Source organism: Bilophila sp. T19-St14, from assembly GCF_059728385.1.
This window is the reverse complement of the sequence record NZ_BAAGFT010000001.1, coordinates 796,570-813,094: the sequence shown is the minus strand read 5'-3', so window position 1 is coordinate 813,094 and position 16,525 is coordinate 796,570. Positions and strand designations below refer to the sequence as shown.

Genomic DNA, 16,525 nt, shown 5'->3' with positions numbered 1-16,525 from the left:
GCCAAAGAATATGTTTGTCTGCCTGAAGAATTTTTCCCCGCATGAGCGTGGTTGAGGAATGACGATGCAGCGACTGATACGGCACGGAGAACGAAGGGCGTTCGATACCGGCGTATTGCGGGAAGGCGGGAACTGCCGGAGCGTCTTGTATGCCCTCGGCGTCTTGTTGGCCTGCCTGCTGGTGAGTTATCTTTTCCTCTTCCGTCTGGAGCATGTCCGTGTGCTTCAGGAACGGGAAAAAGCCCGGTACGTCGTCGACAGCTACGCCACGAAAATCCAATATGTCGTCGCCAACGCCTTTTCGAGCGCCTATCTGGTGGAAGCCCTGCTGCGGCAGGGGGAGGGCCGGATCTCGGATTTTTATTCCTACGCCGAAGAGCTGGTGAAGATGCACCCGAGCACCATCAACATCAATCTGGCCCCCGGCGGCGTCGTTGCCAAAGTGTATCCGTTTGAGCGCAACAAGAAGGCCATCGGGCACGATTTGTTCGCCAATGCCGAGCGTTCCCGCGAGGCGCTGCTGGCGCGGGATTCGGGCAGGGCCACCACCATTGCCGGCCCGTTCGAGCTGATCCAGGGCGGCTACGCGATGGCGGTCAGGCTTCCCGTGTTCATGGATGAGCCGGAAGGGGACATTCCGGCGCAGGAGACGTTCTGGGGGCTCATCTGCGTGACCTTCGCCTTTCCTGACGTGCTCGATCCGGTGAAACTCGAATACCTCGACAAACAGAACTATGTGTATCAGCTTTCCCGCATCCACCCCGATACGGGGGATCGGGTTGTGCTGCTGCGTTCCGCCGAAACGCTGATCGAGCCCGTGGAAAGGAAGGTGCACCTGCCCAATGCGGACTGGATCCTGAGCGTGACGCCCAAGGGCGGGTGGAACTGGAGCATCCGGTACGCTTCTTTCGGCATCGCCACCTTCATCAGCATCCTGTTCTCATGCGTGGTGGGTTTGGCCGTGGATCTTGCCCATCAAAAGAAGCGGCTGGAATTGATGTCGGAGCACGATCCCCTGACGGGGCTTCCCAACCGCCGCGTCTTGTTCCGTGAGCTGGAGAAGGCGATGGAGGCGAAGCGGCCCTTTGCGCTCTGTTACATGGATCTGGACGACTTCAAGCAGGTCAACGACACGTACGGCCATGATTGCGGCGACCAGTTGCTGAACGGGTTCGCGGAACGGCTCCAGAGCGCCCTGTCGACGGCGGGCACGCTGATCCGGCTGGGCGGCGACGAGTTCATCGCTATCCTGTACGGCGTCAGCGATCGGCGCATTGCCGTAGAGCGGTTCCGCCGGATGCTGGAAGCCATCGGAAGCGAACCCTACCATTTTGAAGGCATAGACCTGAACCCCACGGTGAGCATGGGGCTGGCGCTGTACCCTTCCGAGGCCCATTCCTTGGAAACGCTGATGCGGCTGGCCGATGCCGATATGTACGGACACAAGAAGCGCCGCCGTTGCCGGAGCGGGGCAGGAATGTCCCCGTCGGCTGATGGGGCGTCATGTTGTACGGGCGTGTAAGTCCACCGTATTGCATCTGGGAAGGATAATAAGATTGGCTCTGTTATCGTTTGTGGTCGTTTCATCTCCATAGTGCGGTGAAAATACGGGCTTTTTCTCCTATTTTCCCCTTGGTGGGATCCACGGCTAAGGCATTTTTCCGGTTATCCCTTTGGAGTTTCAAGGGAAAAAGCATCAACCGTTTTCTATGACACAGCCACAAGATTTGGCCTTGCCATACATATGGCTGTTTCATCTCCGCAGTATGGTGAAAATACGGGCTTTTTATCGGGTTTTCCCTTGGCGGGCTTCATGGCTGGGCATTTTATTTGGTTATTCCTTTGGAACTTCAAGAAAGGCATCAGCCGTTTCCTCTTAAGTGCAGACTGTTATGGGTGTCCTCTGTATGGAAAGACGCGAGGGGAGGGGCGTAACCTTCTGCCGTTTTGATGTTTTTTTGGGGGCGTTAAAGGGCGCAGGGGATACGGTTTTCCTCCCGGCGTTTGTTCGGAATCTTGCCTGCCGTGGGCAGCCTTGCAATGGGAGCCTGCTCAGGGAACGGTTCAGAGATGCCATTGGGCCTGACAGGGGAAGCGCCGGGAAACTGTTTATTATAGTTATAAAATACGGTATATTGTGTTTTGTAAGGGGGGCGTCTTCGGACGGCCTCCTTTTTGTTTTGCCGAAAAGGAAAGGGTGGAGCAGAGAAAAAATGTACTATTGATCTTGACTTTCATTTTCATATACGGCAGATCTGTTTCCAACAGAACGGAATGGAGGAACGCTATGAGTTGGTTATCTCAGACAGCGGACGCGGAACCCGCGTTGGATGTTGCGTCGCCTGTTTCACGGGCTGTTCATGGCATATGGGAAGCGGACGAGCTGTTTAAATGCCCGCTTGTCGGTATGGGGATCACGCTTGCCGAACAGAAGCATCTCTTGAAGAAAATGTCGCTTCCGGCGATCGAACTCACGCCGTTTGAGATGCATGAGCTGTTCGTCAACGCCGCCGCCACGGAAAACCCTCTGTCCCGGAAGATGAGCCAGCTGCTCCGCCGGAAGTACGAACGCGAGGCCGTCCCGCTGCGGCTTTTGAGTGAAGAGGACTTCCTCGCGCAGTGGAAGAAGGCATTCTCCATTGGTTCGTATGTGGGGTTTTTGTGGGCGGCGGCCACGCGCGAGCTTTCGGATGAAGCCCGCCGCACGGTCTATGGCGCGGTTCATATGGCCATGCACAGCGTCGCGGAGGAACAGACGCGCACCCGGCGTTTTATCGCCGAACTGGAACGCAAGAACGAGCAGCAGGCCAACCGCATCCGGCTGTTGAAGGAACGCGAAGCGGTTTCGCGCAGCGGCATGGAACAGGCGGAAGAAGGCAGGCGTGCGCTTGCGCAGGAAAATGCCGCGCTCCGGGATGAACGCAACCGCCTGAAAGCCGAACTGGACGCCATGTATGAGGCGTCCACGGCGTTGTGGGAAATCAGGGGGCCGGAACTTGAAGCGGAAAACGAGAACCTCCGGGAGGCGCTCGCATCGCTGACGCAGCGTTTCGAGAGCCAGCGCGAACTGGTCAATTCGTTGCTCAAGCAGGGAAGGGCCCGTTTCGAGCAGGGGACCGGCGCGGCCGCTGATTCCTGTGGAACCTGTTGCGGCAGGGACTGCGATGAGAGCTGTCCTTCTTTCGATCTGTGCAGCAAGCGGGTGCTCATCGTTGGCGGCGTCGAGCGTATGGAGTCGCTGTACCGCGAGTTCATCGAAGGGGGCGGCGGCGTCCTCGATTATCACAACGGTTCCTTGCAGGGCGGCACGCGCCAGCTTGAGCGGAGCCTCAGGCGTGCGGACATCATCCTCTGCCCTGTGAACTGCAACAGCCACGGCGCCTGCATCAAAGTGAAGAATCTGGCGAAGAAGCACAACAAGACGTTTTATATGTTGCCGAACGGGAGCCTGAGCACCATTTCCCGCCTTTTGGGGAACGAGGCCGCCCGGCAGGAAGGAGAACGTGCATGAGCACCGATTTTCAGATGAACTACCATCACAACAAGGACAACCTGCATGTGAAAGTGCAGGGCATTTTTGACGGCAACTCCGCCCATGAACTGCTGAACCTCTTTTTGAGGGAATACAGGTGCGGCGGCAGAGTGTTCGTCGATACGGCGGGGGTAAGCGAAGTGTTGCCGTTCGGCAGCAAGGTGTTGCAGGCGCGTTTGTGCCAGACGCCTGTTCCGGCGTCGCAGTTGTTCTTTAAGGGCGAAAACGGGTTCAGCATGGCGCCCTCCGGGAGCCGTGTGCTTATCGTGCCGCCCCGCAAGAAAAAAAGCGGATGCTGTGGGAAGTGTGCGCACTGCACATGCCACGGCGAACACGGGCACGGGCATGAACATGGGCACGGGCACGGAGGGTGCGGGTGTCGCGGCGAACACAATCACGAACATTAACTTTTTTCCAAGTGGAGCTTTTTCATGAGCAATGTACTTATCGTTTACGGGTCCACCACCGGCAACACGGCGGATATTGCCGAATACCTCGGCGGGCGCCTTCGGGCTGCGGGGCATGTCGTCGATGTCCGGGATGCCGCCGACGTTTCCCCGGACGGCCTGTGTGAAGGCCGGGATGTCGCGCTGTTCGGGTGCTCCGCGTGGGGGACTGATGAAGTCGAACTTCAGACGGATTTCGAGCCGCTGTTTGAAGCCTTTGATCGTATCGGCGTCAAGGGCGTCAAGACCGCGTGCTTTGCGAGCGGGGACAGCTCGTTCGAGCATTTTTGCGGGGCGGTGGACGTCATCGAGGCGCGTTTGAGCGAACTCGGCGGCATCCAGATTCAGGAAGGCCTGAAGCTCGACGGCAATCTCTCGTCGAACGAAAGTGATGTGGAAGATTGGGCCAACCGGCTGTTGGCGGCCCTGTAACCGCATTTTTTTATACAAATATATTGAAAATGAAATTCAATTATAATAGACTGTGGGCGAGTTAGGCACTCCGCAGCCGTTAAGCCTGAAGCGCGGGCCGGAGTGCAGGGCCCGCGCTTTAATCTTTTTTGAACCGTTATGTAAGGGTGGGGTATGTCAGGCGGACAAGTCCATGTTGATCCTGAGACGATGTTTACGCGCTTCCTGCGCGGAAAAGGTTGTCACAACACGCAGCAGCGGCGGGCCATCGTTTCCGTGTTTTTTCAGGAGGAGGGGCATCTGACCATTGACGATCTGTACGGCCGGGTTCAGCGGCATGATCCGACGGTGGGGCAGTCCACGGTGTACCGCACGATGAAGCTGTTGTGTGAGGCCGGGCTTGCCAAGGAAGTCTCTTTCGGCGGGGGCGTCGTCCGGTATGAGCAGGCCAGCGACTGGCACCATGATCACCTCATCTGCGAGCGTTGCGGCAAGAGCATCGAGGTTGTCGATCCCAAGATCGAAGCCTTGCAGGAGCGCCTTGTCCGCCAGTACGGATTTACGCCCACGCAGCACAGGCTGTACCTGTACGGCATCTGCCCGGAATGCCTCGCCGGGCAATCTTCTTCAAAATAGGTTGTAATAAAAAGCATTCCATTTTTCGGTAAAAACGGTTGACAGGCCGGGGGTGGAGTGTGTACATCTGCGGCCGGAAAGTTCGACTAGTAAAACTTAATATTGTTCAATGTACTTTTGATGAGAACCCGGAGGGGTCATGACTGAAATCCGATTGGAAAAAAGCCTTCCGTCCGAGCAGGAGCGGGTAGGGCAGCCGGGCGTTCCGGTTGAAGGGATCGAGCGCTACTTCGCCAAGGAAGGGGTTGATCCGCTGCCGTATGCGTTTGAAGGCAAGATCGCCGTCCATCCCGGCCTCGGCGGTGCGCGCGTGGAGAAGCAGGACTTTGAGGCGACGCTGGAACCTCTGCTGGCGCAACCGAGGAAGGGAAAGACCGTAGCCTACATCCATGTGCCGTTTTGCGAGACGCACTGCCTGTACTGCGGCTTCTACAACAAGGCGTACCGCAAAGACGAAAGCCGCATCTACGCCGACGCGCTCATTCAGGAGCTGCGCCTGTGGCGGGGGCGCCCCGGACAGGATGCCGGGCCGGTACACGCCGTCTATATGGGCGGGGGCACGCCCACGGCACTTCAGGCGGACGATCTCCGGCGCATTTTGAAGGAAGTCCGCGCCGTGCTGCCGCTCGCCAACGACTGCGAGATCACGGTGGAAGGGCGGCTGTCGAATTTCGGCCCTGACAAGATGGAAGCCTGCTTTGATGGCGGTGCGAACCGTTTTTCGCTCGGGGTGCAGAGCTTTGACACGGAGATCCGGCAGGCGATGGGCCGTGTGTCCGATCGCGATACGCTGATCCGGCAGCTTGAGCTGTTGCAGAGCTATGATCAGGCCGCCGTCATCGTGGATCTCATCTACGGCTTCCCCATGCAGACGATGGATCGCTGGCTGGCGGACATCGCCACGGCCCAGTCGCTCAAGCTCGACGGCGCGGACTGCTACCAGCTCAACGTGTACCGGAACACCCCGCTTGCCAAGGCCATTGAGAGCGGCCGGCTTCCCGCCGGGGCCGACATCCCCATGCAGTCGGCCATGTTCGCCGCAGGGGTAAAGGCCATGCAGAAGGGGTTCTTCCGCCGTCTTTCAATCAGCCACTGGGCCCGGACGTCACGGGAACGCAACCTGTACAACCTGTACGTCAAAGGCCGTGCCCACTGTCTGGCGTTCGGCCCCGGCGCTGGCGGCAATCTGGACGGGTTCTTCTACCTGAACCAGTCGGACTACCGCGCGTGGCAGGAAGAAGTCCGGGCCGGAAGCAAGCCCATCGCCATGATGTTCCGCCCGTTCCCGCAGGGCAAGCTGTTCAAGGCCATCGCCGAGGGGATGGAGCAGGGCTGGTTGGACATGCCGGGGCTGGAAGCGGCTTATGGTATCCCGGTGGGCGAAATATGGAAACCCGTGCTTGAGCAATGGGAGCGGGCGGGTCTTGTCGAACGGGACGGGGCCTTTGTCGTGCTCACGCTCGCCGGGCAGTTCTGGCAGGTGAACCTTTCACAACTGTTGCTTGATTATCTCAAGCGTTCTTTGGAGGACTGATGTTTGTAAGGAAGATGCTGGCCCGCGCTTTGCCGTTGACGGCGCTGGGCTTGGCGGCGTGGTGCCCCGCGTATGCCGTGGAGGAGCCGATCAAAGCGGACGATGTGTACGTGACGGCCACGAGGGTGGAAAAGGAATTGCAGGACGTTCCCATGAGCGTTTCCGTCATGACGAGCGAGGACATCAAGCGTTCCCCAGCCCGGACCATCGGCGAGCTTTTGCAGGACATTCCGGGTGTAGAAATCAACAATTCCGGCGGGCAGGGCTTTAAGCGCATATCGATCCGCGGCGAAAGCCCCAACCGGGTGCTGATCCTCATCGACGGGCAGAAGCTTGTGGAAAACAAGTCGATGGACGGCACGCCCCTGTTGATCGATCCGTCCAATGTGGAGCGCGTGGAAGTCATCAAGGGCCCCGCGTCCGTGCTCTATGGCTCGGAAGCCATCGGCGGCGTGGTCAACATCATCACCAAAAAGGGCGGTGATAAGCCGATTCAGGGCGAGGCGTCCGTGGCCTACAACGGCGCATCCAACGGTTTTGCCGAATCCCTGTCGGCTTTCGGCGGCATGAACGGATTCAAATACCGCGTGTCCGGCTCATACAGCGATCAGGGGAACCTGCGCACCCCTGACGGCGAAGCGCCGAATACCTCCTTCCGCCAGAAGGAAGGCAGCGCGTTCCTGTGACTTTTCCGACAAGTTCACGGTCGGCGGCGGGCTGGACAGCTTCAAAGGTTCCATCCATGCCGGAAGCATGGAGCCCGGCTATGAAAATTTCGCCGTGAACGTTCCCAAGTGGCAGCGCGATAAGGTCTATGCCTTTGCCGAAGCCAAAAACGTGACGCCGTGGCTTCCCCGTGTGCGCTTCGATGCGTTCTGGCAGAAGAACGAAAAGGACATGCATAACCATGTGGAAGTAGATGGTATGCCTATGATCCTCGATAACTACGCGGACAATAAGAACGGGCAGATCGGTGCATCAATTCAGGCGGACTGGCAGATCGGTGCGAACCACTATCTGATCACTGGCTACGATATCAACCGCGATACGTTAAAGGCGACGACACGGGCCACAGCCAACTCCGAGATGATGTCCGGGACGTTGGCGACAATGAAGGGGGTGTACGACAGGCTGGCACTTATTAATCCCGCTTCTGCCGCGAGCATTAAGGCTGCCATCGAGGAGATTGACGATACATTCAACTATAACTCTGTAGCCAACCATAAGGGCGACATGCTGACCAACGCCCTGTATGCGCAGATGGAATCGATGCTGCCCTACGACTTCACATTGAGTTATGGAGTCCGTTATACATGGGTGCAGTCCAGCATGAACCGCGCCGACGGCATAAAGACCCTCGGTACTTTCGGCACGGTAAACGGCATGGATGTGGGGATGGAAGGTTCCTCGGACAATTCCCGGCCTGTCTTCAACGTGGGCCTCACGTGGTCGGGCATCCCGGATCTGACGCTGCGGGCCACCTTTGCGCAGGGCTTCCGCGTTCCTTCGCTGCAGGAAAAATATGTGATGTCCGCGATGGGCGGCGGGACGATCCTGCCGAACCCCGGCCTCAAGCCGGAAACCTCGAACAGCTATGAAATCGGGGCGCGGTATGTCCACGATGGCCTGTCGGTAGACGTCGCGGCCTTCTATTCCGATGCGGACGACTACATTTACAACCCCACCATCGACCCGGACACCGATACCTCGCGCTATATCAACATCTCGTCGGCAAAGACCCACGGGGTGGAACTGGCGGCGAGCTATGATTTTGAAAACGGCCTCACGCCGTATGTTTCCGCGACATGGATGCGGCGCAAGTTCGACTACGGCACGCTGAGCACATGGAAAACCGGCGTACCCGAATGGTCGGGCAGGGCTGGTGTGCGCTTCAAGCACGCCCTGAGCGAAAACGTGGACTTCAACGCCGACGTGTACGGGCGGTTCTCCTCAAATTCCGTCGAGAAAACCGAAAGCGAGACGCTCCATTACAACAACTGGCAGACGGCGAACGTGGCTTTTGGCTTCGACTTTGGCGACGAGAAGCAATATTCTGTCACCGCCGAAGTCCTGAACCTCTTCGACAAGCGGTATCGTCAGGACGACAGCATTTTGGAACCCGGCCTGCACGCCAACATCAAGGTTGGGATGAAGTTCTGATTTCGTGAGAAAGTTTGTGCTTCTGTATTGAAATTGAATTTCATTTAGATTATCAAAAGCTCCTCCCGCGCTGCACGGCAGCGGACGCCCACGGCATGGCCGTGCGGCGTCAGGCGGAGGAGAGGAAGGAAAACGGATGCCGTCACAGGTTTTCAACCGTCATTACTGGAGCGCGCAGGAACTCGTCGTCCTTGGCGTTTTCTCGGCTGCCGCCAAGCTTTCCACCCTGCTGGTCGCGCTGGTGGGGGGAGGGATGAACCCGGTGAGCCTGCTCGCCAAGAACCTCATTTTCACCACGCTGCTCGTGGTCATGCTCTACAAGGTGCGCAAGCCGGGGACATTGGCCCTGTTTGTCCTTGTGAACATGCTCATCAGCATGCTTCTGCTTGGCGGCAGCGTGACGCTTCTTCCGGCCATGCTGCTGGCGGCGGGATGCGCCGAGGCTGTGATGGCCTGCTCCGGTGGGATGCGGAAGCCGTGGGCGCCCGTGCTGGGCGTCGCGGTGTATGATCTCACTTCAAAAGTTTTTTCACTGGGCGTCTCGTGGCTGTTCATGCGCGAGAGCCCGGCCTTGTTATATGTCATCGTTCCCATTGTGGTCATTGGCTACGTGGGATCGCTGTGCGGGCTTTTTTCCGGCGTCCGCGCCGTTCGGGAGCTGCGTCATGCAGGCATTGTCCGTAACTAAGGGTTCCGTCTGGGGTGGCGGGCTGCACGCGGTGGATACGCGGGCGAAGATGTTCGTCAGCCTGCTGGCGTCCGTGGCTACGGTGGCCCTGTCCGCTGTTGAGCCGCAGATGGTGCTTTTCGGCATGTCTCTGGTGTATGCCCTTGGGATGCGGCGGTTCCGCATCCTGCTGATCGGGTATGCTGTCCTTGTCGGCATGTCGCTGCTGGCTATGGGCTGTGCGTTCGGGATGAGCCTGCTGATCCCGTCCATGCCCCCGTTTTCGGCGGTGTCGCTGGTGGTGCCGTTCCTGCGCATGGCGACGATGCTGAACGTGATCCTGCCGCTGGCCTTTTCCTGCCGGGTGCAGAGCCTGCTGACCTCCCTGAAGAGCCTGCACCTCCCGTTTTGCCTGTATCTCCCGGCGGCGGTGATGATCCGCTTCATCCCCACGTTTTTGCATGACGTCAAACAGGTTTCGGAGACGCTTCGGATACGCGGCTGGCGCATGACCCCGTGGAATGCCTTCCGCCATCCTGTACTGATGATCCGGCTGGTGTTCACGCCGCTGCTGTTCCGTTCGCTGAAGACGTCGGAAGAGCTGGGCATCGCCGCCGAACTCAAGGGCCTCGGCTACGGCGAGGGGATGCGCCCTTACCGTAAGTTGGTCTGGAAGGCGTCCGATACGTGGCTTTTGATCGCGGCCTGTCTCGTGGCCGTTGCGGCTGTGCTGTGCCAGAATGCCGTGGGGTGGGCTCCGCTGGAAGGGGGGATGCGCTGATGATCCGTTTTGAAAACGTGACCTACACGTATCCGTTCCAGACGCGCCCGGCGGTTTCGGATATTTCGTTTTCGGTGCGGCCCGGCGAACTGGTGCTGTGCACCGGGGCCAGCGGCTGCGGCAAGTCCACGCTGATGCGCCTCGCCAACGGCCTGTGCCCCCACTATTTCCAAGGGGCGCTGGAAGGGCGTGTCCTGATCGGCGGCGAACCGACGGACGCCCGGCCCATCAACGTCATTGCGCGGGAGGTCGGGACGCTTTTTCAGGATCCCGAACAGCAGTTTTTCGCCCTGAATGTCGAGGACGAACTGGCGTTCGCCCATGAATGGCAGGGCGTTTCGCCTGAAGACATCGCCGCCAAGATCGATGAGGCGGCGCGGGCCTTCCGGCTTGGGCCAATCTTGTCTTCCTCCATCCACGAGCTGTCCGAAGGGCAGAAACAGAAGGTCGGGCTGGCCTCCATCCTTTCACAGGGGCCGAGGGCCCTTATCCTTGATGAGCCGAGCGCCAACCTCGATCCAGAAGCTACCGAGGATCTGGCCCGCAAGCTCGCTGAACTGAAAGCGCGGGGCATGGCGATCCTTGTGGTGGATCATCGGCTGTACTGGCTGGAAGGCATAGCGGATCGCGTGCTTGTCATGCAGGAAGGCCGGATTGCGGAACGGGGCGGTTTTGACCTGCTGTATGACGACGCCCTGCGCGAGCGGTGCGGGCTGCGCGCCGCCCGTGTGGACGATCCCCGCCGCACGCTGCCGGACTGCGCGGCGGAACGGCTGGAGCCGGGTGAAGGCGGGCTGGCCGTTTCGGGCCTGCGGTTCGCGTACCCCGGAAAGCCGGCCCTGTTCGACGGTGTGGACGTGTCGGTTCCGGCGGGCGTGACCGCGCTCATCGGGGACAACGGCACGGGCAAGACCACGCTCGCCCGCCTGCTTACCGGCCTGAACGCCGCGCAGGAAGGGCGGTTCGCCATCGCGGGGAAGCCTGTCCCGGCGGCGAAGCTGCTTTCGAGAGTGGGGATCGTGCTCCAGAACGCGGATCACCAGCTTCATATGAAGACGGTGCGGCAGGAGCTTGAAGTCAGCCTGTCGCTGGCGGGATACGGCGCGGACGATGTGCCCGGCCTGCTGTCGCTGTTCGCGCTGGAAGGGCTTGCGGAACGCCACCCGCAGTCGCTTTCCGGCGGCGAAAAGCAGCGGCTTGTGATCGCCTGCGCCTTCGCCAAGCGCCCGGACGTGCTCATCCTCGACGAGCCCACCAGCGGCCTTGACGGGCGCAACATGCGCCGCATCGCCGACGCGCTGGATCTGCTCGCGGGCAGGGGGGCATGCGTCCTTGTGATCACCCATGATCTCGAACTGATGGGGCTGTCCTGCGCTAGGGCGCTGCGGCTGCCTCTTTCATAGCGGGTGCGTGCGGAGGGAATGCTGCCGGAAGCGAAGCCTTCCGGGGGCCCCACATGAGCCATTTTTTCCGAGGCGTTTCAGACGAAGCGCCGCGGGAATGGGAATAAACGGAAACCAAACGGGAGAACGAAGTATGACGGCATCGTGTTGCCAGAAGACGGAAACGCTGGGCGAGTCCATCGCCACGGCCCTGCGGGAAAAGAAGCCGGTGATGCTGGCGAGCCTTGCGGAACGCTTCGGCGTTTCGGAACTGGAAGTCGCTGAAGCCCTGCCGGATGATGCGCGGGCCTTCGCGGGCAAAGACGCCTTTGATACGGTCTGGCAGACTCTGACCTCATGGGAAAACGCCACCTTCATCATGACGCATTTGGGCACCGTCATCGAAATCAAGGGAAAGATACCGGAAGGCAGGCACGGGCACGGTTATTTCAACCTGTCCGGCGGCAGCGGGCTCGGCGGGCATCTCAAGATCGACGATCTTGGGCACATCTGTTTCCTGTCGCTGCCCTTTATGGGTTTGGAAAGCCATTCCGTACAGTTTTTCAACGCGGCGGGCACGGTCATGTTTTCCGTGTATGTGGGCCGCGAAAACCGTCAACTCATCCCGGCCGCGCGCGAGTCGTTCTTCGCATTGCGTGAGGCCGTGGGCACAAAGGAACTGTCATGAAAGCTCTTGTCGTTTATTCGTCCCGGACCGGGAATACCCGGAAAATCGCCGAAGCCATCGCCGCCGTCCTTCCCGGCTGTGAGATCCATCCTGTGGAGTCCGCTCCCGCGCCTGAAGGGTACGATCTGGTCGCCGTAGGCTACTGGGTGGACAAAGGCATGCCCGACGCACAGGCCAAGGCTTATCTGGAAACGGTGCGCGACACGAATGTGGCCCTGTTCGGCACGCTGGGCGCATGGCCTGATTCCGATCACGCCAGGGACTGCATCGCTCAGGGCGAGGCGCTGGTGAACGCTCCCGAGCGGGGGAACAAGGTGCTCGGCACCTACCTGTGTCAGGGCAAGGTCGATCCGAAGATCGTCGCCATGATGCAGAAAGTGGCGTCCGACGTGCATCCCATGACGCCGGAACGCAAGGCGCGCCTTGAGGAAGCGGCCAAGCATCCCGATGAGGCCGACTGCCTCCGGGCGCAGGAAGCCTTCAAGGGGTTTGCGGGACAGGTGGCCTGACGGCCAGAAACATCAACGGGGCTTCGGCCCCGAAACCGGAAGGGCGGCTCTGCCGCCCATACATCGTGTTCAGGAAACGCTCATGAATCTTGCCTCAATTTATGCGTCCATAGGCCCGGCCGGTGTTGCGCTGATTTTTGTCGGCTGCGCGGGATTGTACCTCGCGTTGCGGAATCTTCTGTACCTGCATTTCGTTTGGCGCGACTTTAAGCGGGATTTTCTTGACATCGAACATCAGGAAGGCCGCTGTATGCGCGACGTATGCGATAAGAGCGACAATCCGCTGATCGCCATCATCCGCGATATCGTGAAGACCCACGGGGGCCACTCCGAGGACATCCGGGCCGAGGTCGCGTACCTGTTCCACCGCAATTTCGAGCAGGTCACGAAAGGCCTGTGCTGGCTGAGGCTCATTTCGGTGGTATCGCCGCTGCTCGGCCTGCTCGGAACCATCCTCGGCATGGTGACGGTGTTCCGTACCATCGCGGAAAACAGCGCCCCCAACGCCGCACAGTTGGCGGCGGGCATTTGGGAAGCGCTCATCACCACGATCATGGGCCTGTGCGTCGCAATCCCCATGCTGATGTTCTATTATTACCTGATGCTCAAATTTAAGGGCTTCCATATCGAAGCCGTGGAGCACAGCTACCGTGCGTTGGAGCTGTGCGGCGGCGCGAAGCGGGAAGCCCGGCCTGAACCCCGGGGGACGAGCCATGAATGATTTCGACGAAGATGCGAGCATCGATCTGACGCCGGTCATCGACGTTATATTCATGCTCCTGATTTTCTTCATTATGACCACGACATTCAGCAAACCGGTGCTGGATATCGTGCTTCCGGCCTCGGAGACCGCCGAGGAACCCAGCCGCAAGAACGCGGAACTGTTGATTTCGGTAAAGGCCGACGGGACTATCCACTATCAGGATCAGCAACTGACGAAAGAGGCGTTGACCGCCGTGCTTGAGACGCGGCCCGAAGCGCTGCTGAATCTGTACGTCGACGAAAAGGCCCCTTTTGAAGCGTTTGTCGACGTCATAGACATCGCCAAGCTGAAGAGAGGAGGACACTTTGTTATCAGCACGCAGCCAAGTGAGCGTTAGGCCCCTGTACGGGGTGGAGGAATTCCGCAAGAGCCGCAGCATGGCGGGCGGCATGACCGGAGGCTTTGTCCTGCTGGCCTTGGCCGTGTGCCTGATGACCCCCTCCGTCAAGCTCCTCACGCCGCCGAAAGCCCCTTCATCCGTCATGTTGATGCGCGTGATCCGCCCTGAGCCGAAGCCGGAGGTGAAACCCGTTCAGCCGGACGCCATGCGCAAGCTGTTGAGCCCTGAATCGGAGGTGACCATCCCCGTGCCGCCTCCGGTCGTTGAGCGGCCCAAGCCTCCGCAGGAGGCGCCCAAAACGGTGGCTCCCGAACCCGTGAAGCCGAAACCGGTCAAGAAGGCTCCTCCGGTGAAAAAAAAGCGGCCGGTGGTTCAGCAGCCGCAGAAGCCCGTGCCGCCTTCCGCCCCCGTGGGCAAACCGGTGGAGGCCCCCCCTTCGGCTACGCCGGGGACGGGTGTAGCCTCCGTGACGGCGGTCGCGCCTCCGGCTATGGTCGGGGGGACGGAGGAACGGCCGGACGACAAGAGCAAGGCGCTGGGGACTATCCTTAACGCCCTGAATCGCCATAAGCGGTATCCCCGGCAGGCGCGGCGCATCGGCGCCGAAGGGACGGTACAGCTTCTTGTGACGATCTCCGCCGACGGAAAGGTCAGCGCGTGCTCGCTCGGTAAGGGCAGTGGTTTCGGCATGCTCGATGCGGCCACCGAGCGGCTCGGTGAGAAGCTCATCGGCCTTGATGTGCCCTCGGTTCGTGGAGGAAAAGGTTTTCAGGTGCTGGTGCCGGTGCGCTACTCGCTCAAGGATGCCTGATCAGGCCCCTGTTGCCTCGCCGGATCGGAGCGCCTCGATGTGGGTGCTCCTCTTGGCGTATGGGCCGTCGGTTCCGCAAGGTTCCGTATGAGGAAATGTTGAGGGATATTCGGATTGGGGGCGTTCGCTCTGGTAAGGGAGGCCCCCCGGATTCCCCAACGCCTAGGGAGGGCCTGTTGTGCCGGGGTTTCTGCCCGTGGACAATATTGGCTCTGTCATAGCATATGGTTGTTTTATTTCAGCAGGATGCTGAAAAGAGGGACTTTTTCTCCAATTTTTCCGCTGACGGACTCCATGATGGGGAAACTTTATTGGTTATGCCTTTTGAATTTCAAGAAATAAAACATCAACCGTTTCCTATGACACAGCCACAATATTTCGGGCGCCCTCGATCTGTTGGGGGAAGGCTCTTTGTAAAAGGCTGTGTTCTAGAAAATGGTTGATGCTTTTTTCCTTGAAACTCCAAAGGGATAACCGGAAAAAGCCTTAGCCGTGGATCCCGCCAAGGGGAAAACCGGAAAAAAAGCTCTATTTTTCACCGCACTGTGGAGATGAAACAACCACATGCTATAAAGAGCCTTGTAAAATAAGGGGTGTTCCATCTCCGCCATATGGTAAAGGGAAGCCTTTTTCCTTCAGTTTCCCCCGTTGGTGGGCTCCACGTCTGAGGCGTTTGGGGCTATCCCTTTGGAATTTCAAAAAAGAAAGCGGCAACCGTTTCCTATGGCACAGCCTTGGGAAAAAGATGGTATCCGAAACCGAGGCTTGTTCCATTTGATGCGGAGCAGGGCGGGATCAGCCGGATAGACGAGGAGGGTATATGCACCGTTTGTTGCGTGCGTTTTTTCAGAATGCCCGGAAGCCTGACGGCGTAGCCGGAAGGGTTATGCTGTGGGCCATGAACTGGGGGCACGCTTCGCTGGCAAAGTGGGGGCGGGCGCATGTGTCGCCGGAGCCCGATGCCCGTGTACTCGATATAGGATGCGGCGGAGGGGCGAATCTGGCGCAGTTCCTGAAGCTTTGCCCACAGGGGCATGTCTGTGGGATTGATTTTTCTATCGAGAGTGTCGCAAGCAGCCTTCGGAAGAACGCCGGAGCCGTCGCCGCCGGGCGCTGTGAAGTACGGCAGGGGGATGTTTCCCGGCTGCCGTATGCCGATGGTTCCTTCGATCTCGCCACCGCTTTCGAGACGGTCTATTTCTGGCCGGATGTGCCCGCCGCCTTTGCCGAGGTATTCCGTGTGCTCAGGCCGTCTGGCGTATTTTTGATCGTAAACGAAGAGTCCGGGGATTCCCGGTGGTGCGCCATTGTGGATGGGATGCGGACGTATGCGGCGGACACTTTGACGGAATGGCTGCATGCCGCCGGATTTGGCGACGTCAGGGCCGACATCAGGGAAGACGGGGCGCTGTGCCTCGTTGCGAAGAAAGCCCCTGATTCCGTCTGAGAGGCCAAGGCGGCAGAACCACAGCGGGGCAGGGGAGCAACCTAAAAAGAACGGGAATATTCATACGGACGAATATTCCGGGTCTTTTCCGCGTGTTGGGGCCAAAGCCAAGCGCGAAGCCTTAGGAATGTGTTGTTAATTAGATATAATCTATTGAAACTATTTAATTACTCTTGGATCTGTCATGATATATGGTTGCTTCATCTCCACAACATGGTGAAAATGCAGACTTTTTCTCAAGATTTTCCTTTAGCGGAATCCATAGCCAAGGCATTTTGCCGGTTATTCCTTTGGAACTTCAAGGAAAAAAGCATCAACCTTTTTCTAGGACACAGCCTTATTTTTTAAGTCAAAAATATTTTAAATAATTTCACATGGTTATATATAGATTGACGGCACGGTAGGGTGTCTCCGCAGG

The 16,525-nt window shown here is 59.0% G+C and carries 18 protein-coding genes; all 18 read left to right on the top strand.

What is annotated here, in order from left to right; all coding sequences use genetic code 11:
- Positions 1-64 precede the first annotated feature (64 nt).
- The 18 genes from AC6I1V_RS03580 to AC6I1V_RS03495 all read left to right on the top strand — a co-directional run bounded on the left by AC6I1V_RS03580 (position 65) and on the right by AC6I1V_RS03495 (position 16,475).
- The gene (locus AC6I1V_RS03580; RefSeq protein WP_486853982.1) at positions 65-1,522 is read left to right on the top strand and encodes a diguanylate cyclase domain-containing protein; all 1,458 of its coding nucleotides are present in this window, start codon (positions 65-67) and stop codon (positions 1,520-1,522) included.
- A 765-nt stretch (positions 1,523-2,287) separates the two neighbouring features.
- The gene (locus AC6I1V_RS03575) at positions 2,288-3,511 is read left to right on the top strand and encodes a DUF2325 domain-containing protein (RefSeq protein ID WP_308771232.1); all 1,224 of its coding nucleotides are present in this window, start codon (positions 2,288-2,290) and stop codon (positions 3,509-3,511) included.
- Entirely contained in the window at positions 3,508-3,939 is a 432-nt protein-coding gene (locus AC6I1V_RS03570) for a peptidylprolyl isomerase (protein WP_302553896.1), read from the top strand. Before AC6I1V_RS03575 ends, AC6I1V_RS03570 begins: the two co-directional genes overlap by 4 nt.
- A 24-nt stretch (positions 3,940-3,963) precedes the next feature.
- Positions 3,964-4,410, top strand: coding sequence for a flavodoxin (locus tag AC6I1V_RS03565; RefSeq protein ID WP_302553895.1), 447 nt, complete (start codon positions 3,964-3,966; stop codon positions 4,408-4,410).
- A gap of 153 nt (positions 4,411-4,563) precedes the next feature.
- Positions 4,564-5,025 carry a Fur family transcriptional regulator gene (locus tag AC6I1V_RS03560; protein WP_302553894.1) on the top strand — a complete coding sequence of 154 codons (462 nt, stop codon included), beginning with the start codon at positions 4,564-4,566 and terminating at the stop codon, positions 5,023-5,025.
- 139 nt (positions 5,026-5,164) lie between these two features.
- The gene (gene hutW / locus AC6I1V_RS03555; RefSeq protein WP_486853981.1) at positions 5,165-6,559 is read left to right on the top strand and encodes a heme anaerobic degradation radical SAM methyltransferase ChuW/HutW; all 1,395 of its coding nucleotides are present in this window, start codon (positions 5,165-5,167) and stop codon (positions 6,557-6,559) included.
- Positions 6,559-7,245 carry a TonB-dependent receptor plug domain-containing protein gene (locus tag AC6I1V_RS03550; protein ID WP_486853980.1) on the top strand — a complete coding sequence of 229 codons (687 nt, stop codon included), beginning with the start codon at positions 6,559-6,561 and terminating at the stop codon, positions 7,243-7,245. Before hutW ends, AC6I1V_RS03550 begins: the two co-directional genes overlap by 1 nt.
- Before the next feature lie 94 nt (positions 7,246-7,339).
- On the top strand, positions 7,340-8,719 hold the full coding sequence (locus AC6I1V_RS03545; protein WP_497736855.1) for a TonB-dependent receptor: 1,380 nt from the start codon (positions 7,340-7,342) through the stop codon (positions 8,717-8,719).
- A 136-nt stretch (positions 8,720-8,855) separates the two neighbouring features.
- Positions 8,856-9,407 (top strand): MptD family putative ECF transporter S component, encoded by a 552-nt coding sequence (locus tag AC6I1V_RS03540; RefSeq protein ID WP_479859737.1) that lies wholly within the window; start codon positions 8,856-8,858, stop codon positions 9,405-9,407.
- Entirely contained in the window at positions 9,385-10,167 is a 783-nt protein-coding gene (locus AC6I1V_RS03535) for an energy-coupling factor transporter transmembrane component T family protein (RefSeq protein WP_302552713.1), read from the top strand. Before AC6I1V_RS03540 ends, AC6I1V_RS03535 begins: the two co-directional genes overlap by 23 nt.
- Positions 10,167-11,570: an ABC transporter ATP-binding protein gene (locus tag AC6I1V_RS03530; RefSeq protein WP_497736854.1), complete on the top strand. Its 1,404-nt coding sequence runs from the start codon at positions 10,167-10,169 to the stop codon at positions 11,568-11,570. Before AC6I1V_RS03535 ends, AC6I1V_RS03530 begins: the two co-directional genes overlap by 1 nt.
- A 133-nt stretch (positions 11,571-11,703) precedes the next feature.
- A complete protein-coding gene (hutX, locus tag AC6I1V_RS03525) occupies positions 11,704-12,237 on the top strand; it encodes a heme utilization cystosolic carrier protein HutX (protein WP_302552711.1) in 534 nt (177 codons plus the stop codon).
- Positions 12,234-12,746, top strand: coding sequence for a flavodoxin family protein (locus AC6I1V_RS03520; protein ID WP_486854949.1), 513 nt, complete (start codon positions 12,234-12,236; stop codon positions 12,744-12,746). The genes hutX and AC6I1V_RS03520 overlap by 4 nt, the downstream gene beginning before the upstream one ends.
- 82 nt (positions 12,747-12,828) lie before the next feature.
- Positions 12,829-13,467, top strand: a complete 639-nt coding sequence (locus tag AC6I1V_RS03515) for a MotA/TolQ/ExbB proton channel family protein (protein ID WP_302552709.1) — start codon at positions 12,829-12,831, stop codon at positions 13,465-13,467.
- Positions 13,460-13,846, top strand: coding sequence for an ExbD/TolR family protein (locus tag AC6I1V_RS03510; protein ID WP_302552708.1), 387 nt, complete (start codon positions 13,460-13,462; stop codon positions 13,844-13,846). Before AC6I1V_RS03515 ends, AC6I1V_RS03510 begins: the two co-directional genes overlap by 8 nt.
- Positions 13,815-14,660: an energy transducer TonB gene (locus tag AC6I1V_RS03505; protein WP_483971702.1), complete on the top strand. Its 846-nt coding sequence runs from the start codon at positions 13,815-13,817 to the stop codon at positions 14,658-14,660. Before AC6I1V_RS03510 ends, AC6I1V_RS03505 begins: the two co-directional genes overlap by 32 nt.
- Before the next feature lie 820 nt (positions 14,661-15,480).
- On the top strand, positions 15,481-16,107 hold the full coding sequence (locus AC6I1V_RS03500; RefSeq protein ID WP_486854948.1) for a class I SAM-dependent methyltransferase: 627 nt from the start codon (positions 15,481-15,483) through the stop codon (positions 16,105-16,107).
- Positions 16,108-16,298: 191 nt separating this feature from the next.
- Positions 16,299-16,475 carry a hypothetical protein gene (locus AC6I1V_RS03495; protein WP_486854947.1) on the top strand — a complete coding sequence of 59 codons (177 nt, stop codon included), beginning with the start codon at positions 16,299-16,301 and terminating at the stop codon, positions 16,473-16,475.
- The last annotated feature ends 50 nt before the right edge of the window (positions 16,476-16,525 follow it).

What these genes read in the sequence shown, in the direction of transcription:
- AC6I1V_RS03520 (WP_486854949.1), top strand. Translation starts at nt 12,234, where the DNA reads ATGAAAGCTCTTGTCGTTTATTCGTCCCGGACCGGGAATACCCGGAAA.
- AC6I1V_RS03510 (WP_302552708.1), top strand. Translation starts at nt 13,460, where the DNA reads ATGAATGATTTCGACGAAGATGCGAGCATCGATCTGACGCCGGTCATC.
- AC6I1V_RS03570 (WP_302553896.1), top strand. Translation starts at nt 3,508, where the DNA reads ATGAGCACCGATTTTCAGATGAACTACCATCACAACAAGGACAACCTG.
- AC6I1V_RS03540 (WP_479859737.1), top strand. Translation starts at nt 8,856, where the DNA reads ATGCCGTCACAGGTTTTCAACCGTCATTACTGGAGCGCGCAGGAACTC.
- AC6I1V_RS03500 (WP_486854948.1), top strand. Translation starts at nt 15,481, where the DNA reads ATGCACCGTTTGTTGCGTGCGTTTTTTCAGAATGCCCGGAAGCCTGAC.
- AC6I1V_RS03575 (WP_308771232.1), top strand. Translation starts at nt 2,288, where the DNA reads ATGAGTTGGTTATCTCAGACAGCGGACGCGGAACCCGCGTTGGATGTT.
- AC6I1V_RS03530 (WP_497736854.1), top strand. Translation starts at nt 10,167, where the DNA reads ATGATCCGTTTTGAAAACGTGACCTACACGTATCCGTTCCAGACGCGC.
- hutW (WP_486853981.1), top strand. Translation starts at nt 5,165, where the DNA reads ATGACTGAAATCCGATTGGAAAAAAGCCTTCCGTCCGAGCAGGAGCGG.
- AC6I1V_RS03535 (WP_302552713.1), top strand. Translation starts at nt 9,385, where the DNA reads ATGCAGGCATTGTCCGTAACTAAGGGTTCCGTCTGGGGTGGCGGGCTG.
- AC6I1V_RS03550 (WP_486853980.1), top strand. Translation starts at nt 6,559, where the DNA reads ATGTTTGTAAGGAAGATGCTGGCCCGCGCTTTGCCGTTGACGGCGCTG.
- hutX (WP_302552711.1), top strand. Translation starts at nt 11,704, where the DNA reads ATGACGGCATCGTGTTGCCAGAAGACGGAAACGCTGGGCGAGTCCATC.
- AC6I1V_RS03580 (WP_486853982.1), top strand. Translation starts at nt 65, where the DNA reads ATGCAGCGACTGATACGGCACGGAGAACGAAGGGCGTTCGATACCGGC.
- AC6I1V_RS03565 (WP_302553895.1), top strand. Translation starts at nt 3,964, where the DNA reads ATGAGCAATGTACTTATCGTTTACGGGTCCACCACCGGCAACACGGCG.
- AC6I1V_RS03560 (WP_302553894.1), top strand. Translation starts at nt 4,564, where the DNA reads ATGTCAGGCGGACAAGTCCATGTTGATCCTGAGACGATGTTTACGCGC.
- AC6I1V_RS03515 (WP_302552709.1), top strand. Translation starts at nt 12,829, where the DNA reads ATGAATCTTGCCTCAATTTATGCGTCCATAGGCCCGGCCGGTGTTGCG.
- AC6I1V_RS03495 (WP_486854947.1), top strand. Translation starts at nt 16,299, where the DNA reads ATGGTTGCTTCATCTCCACAACATGGTGAAAATGCAGACTTTTTCTCA.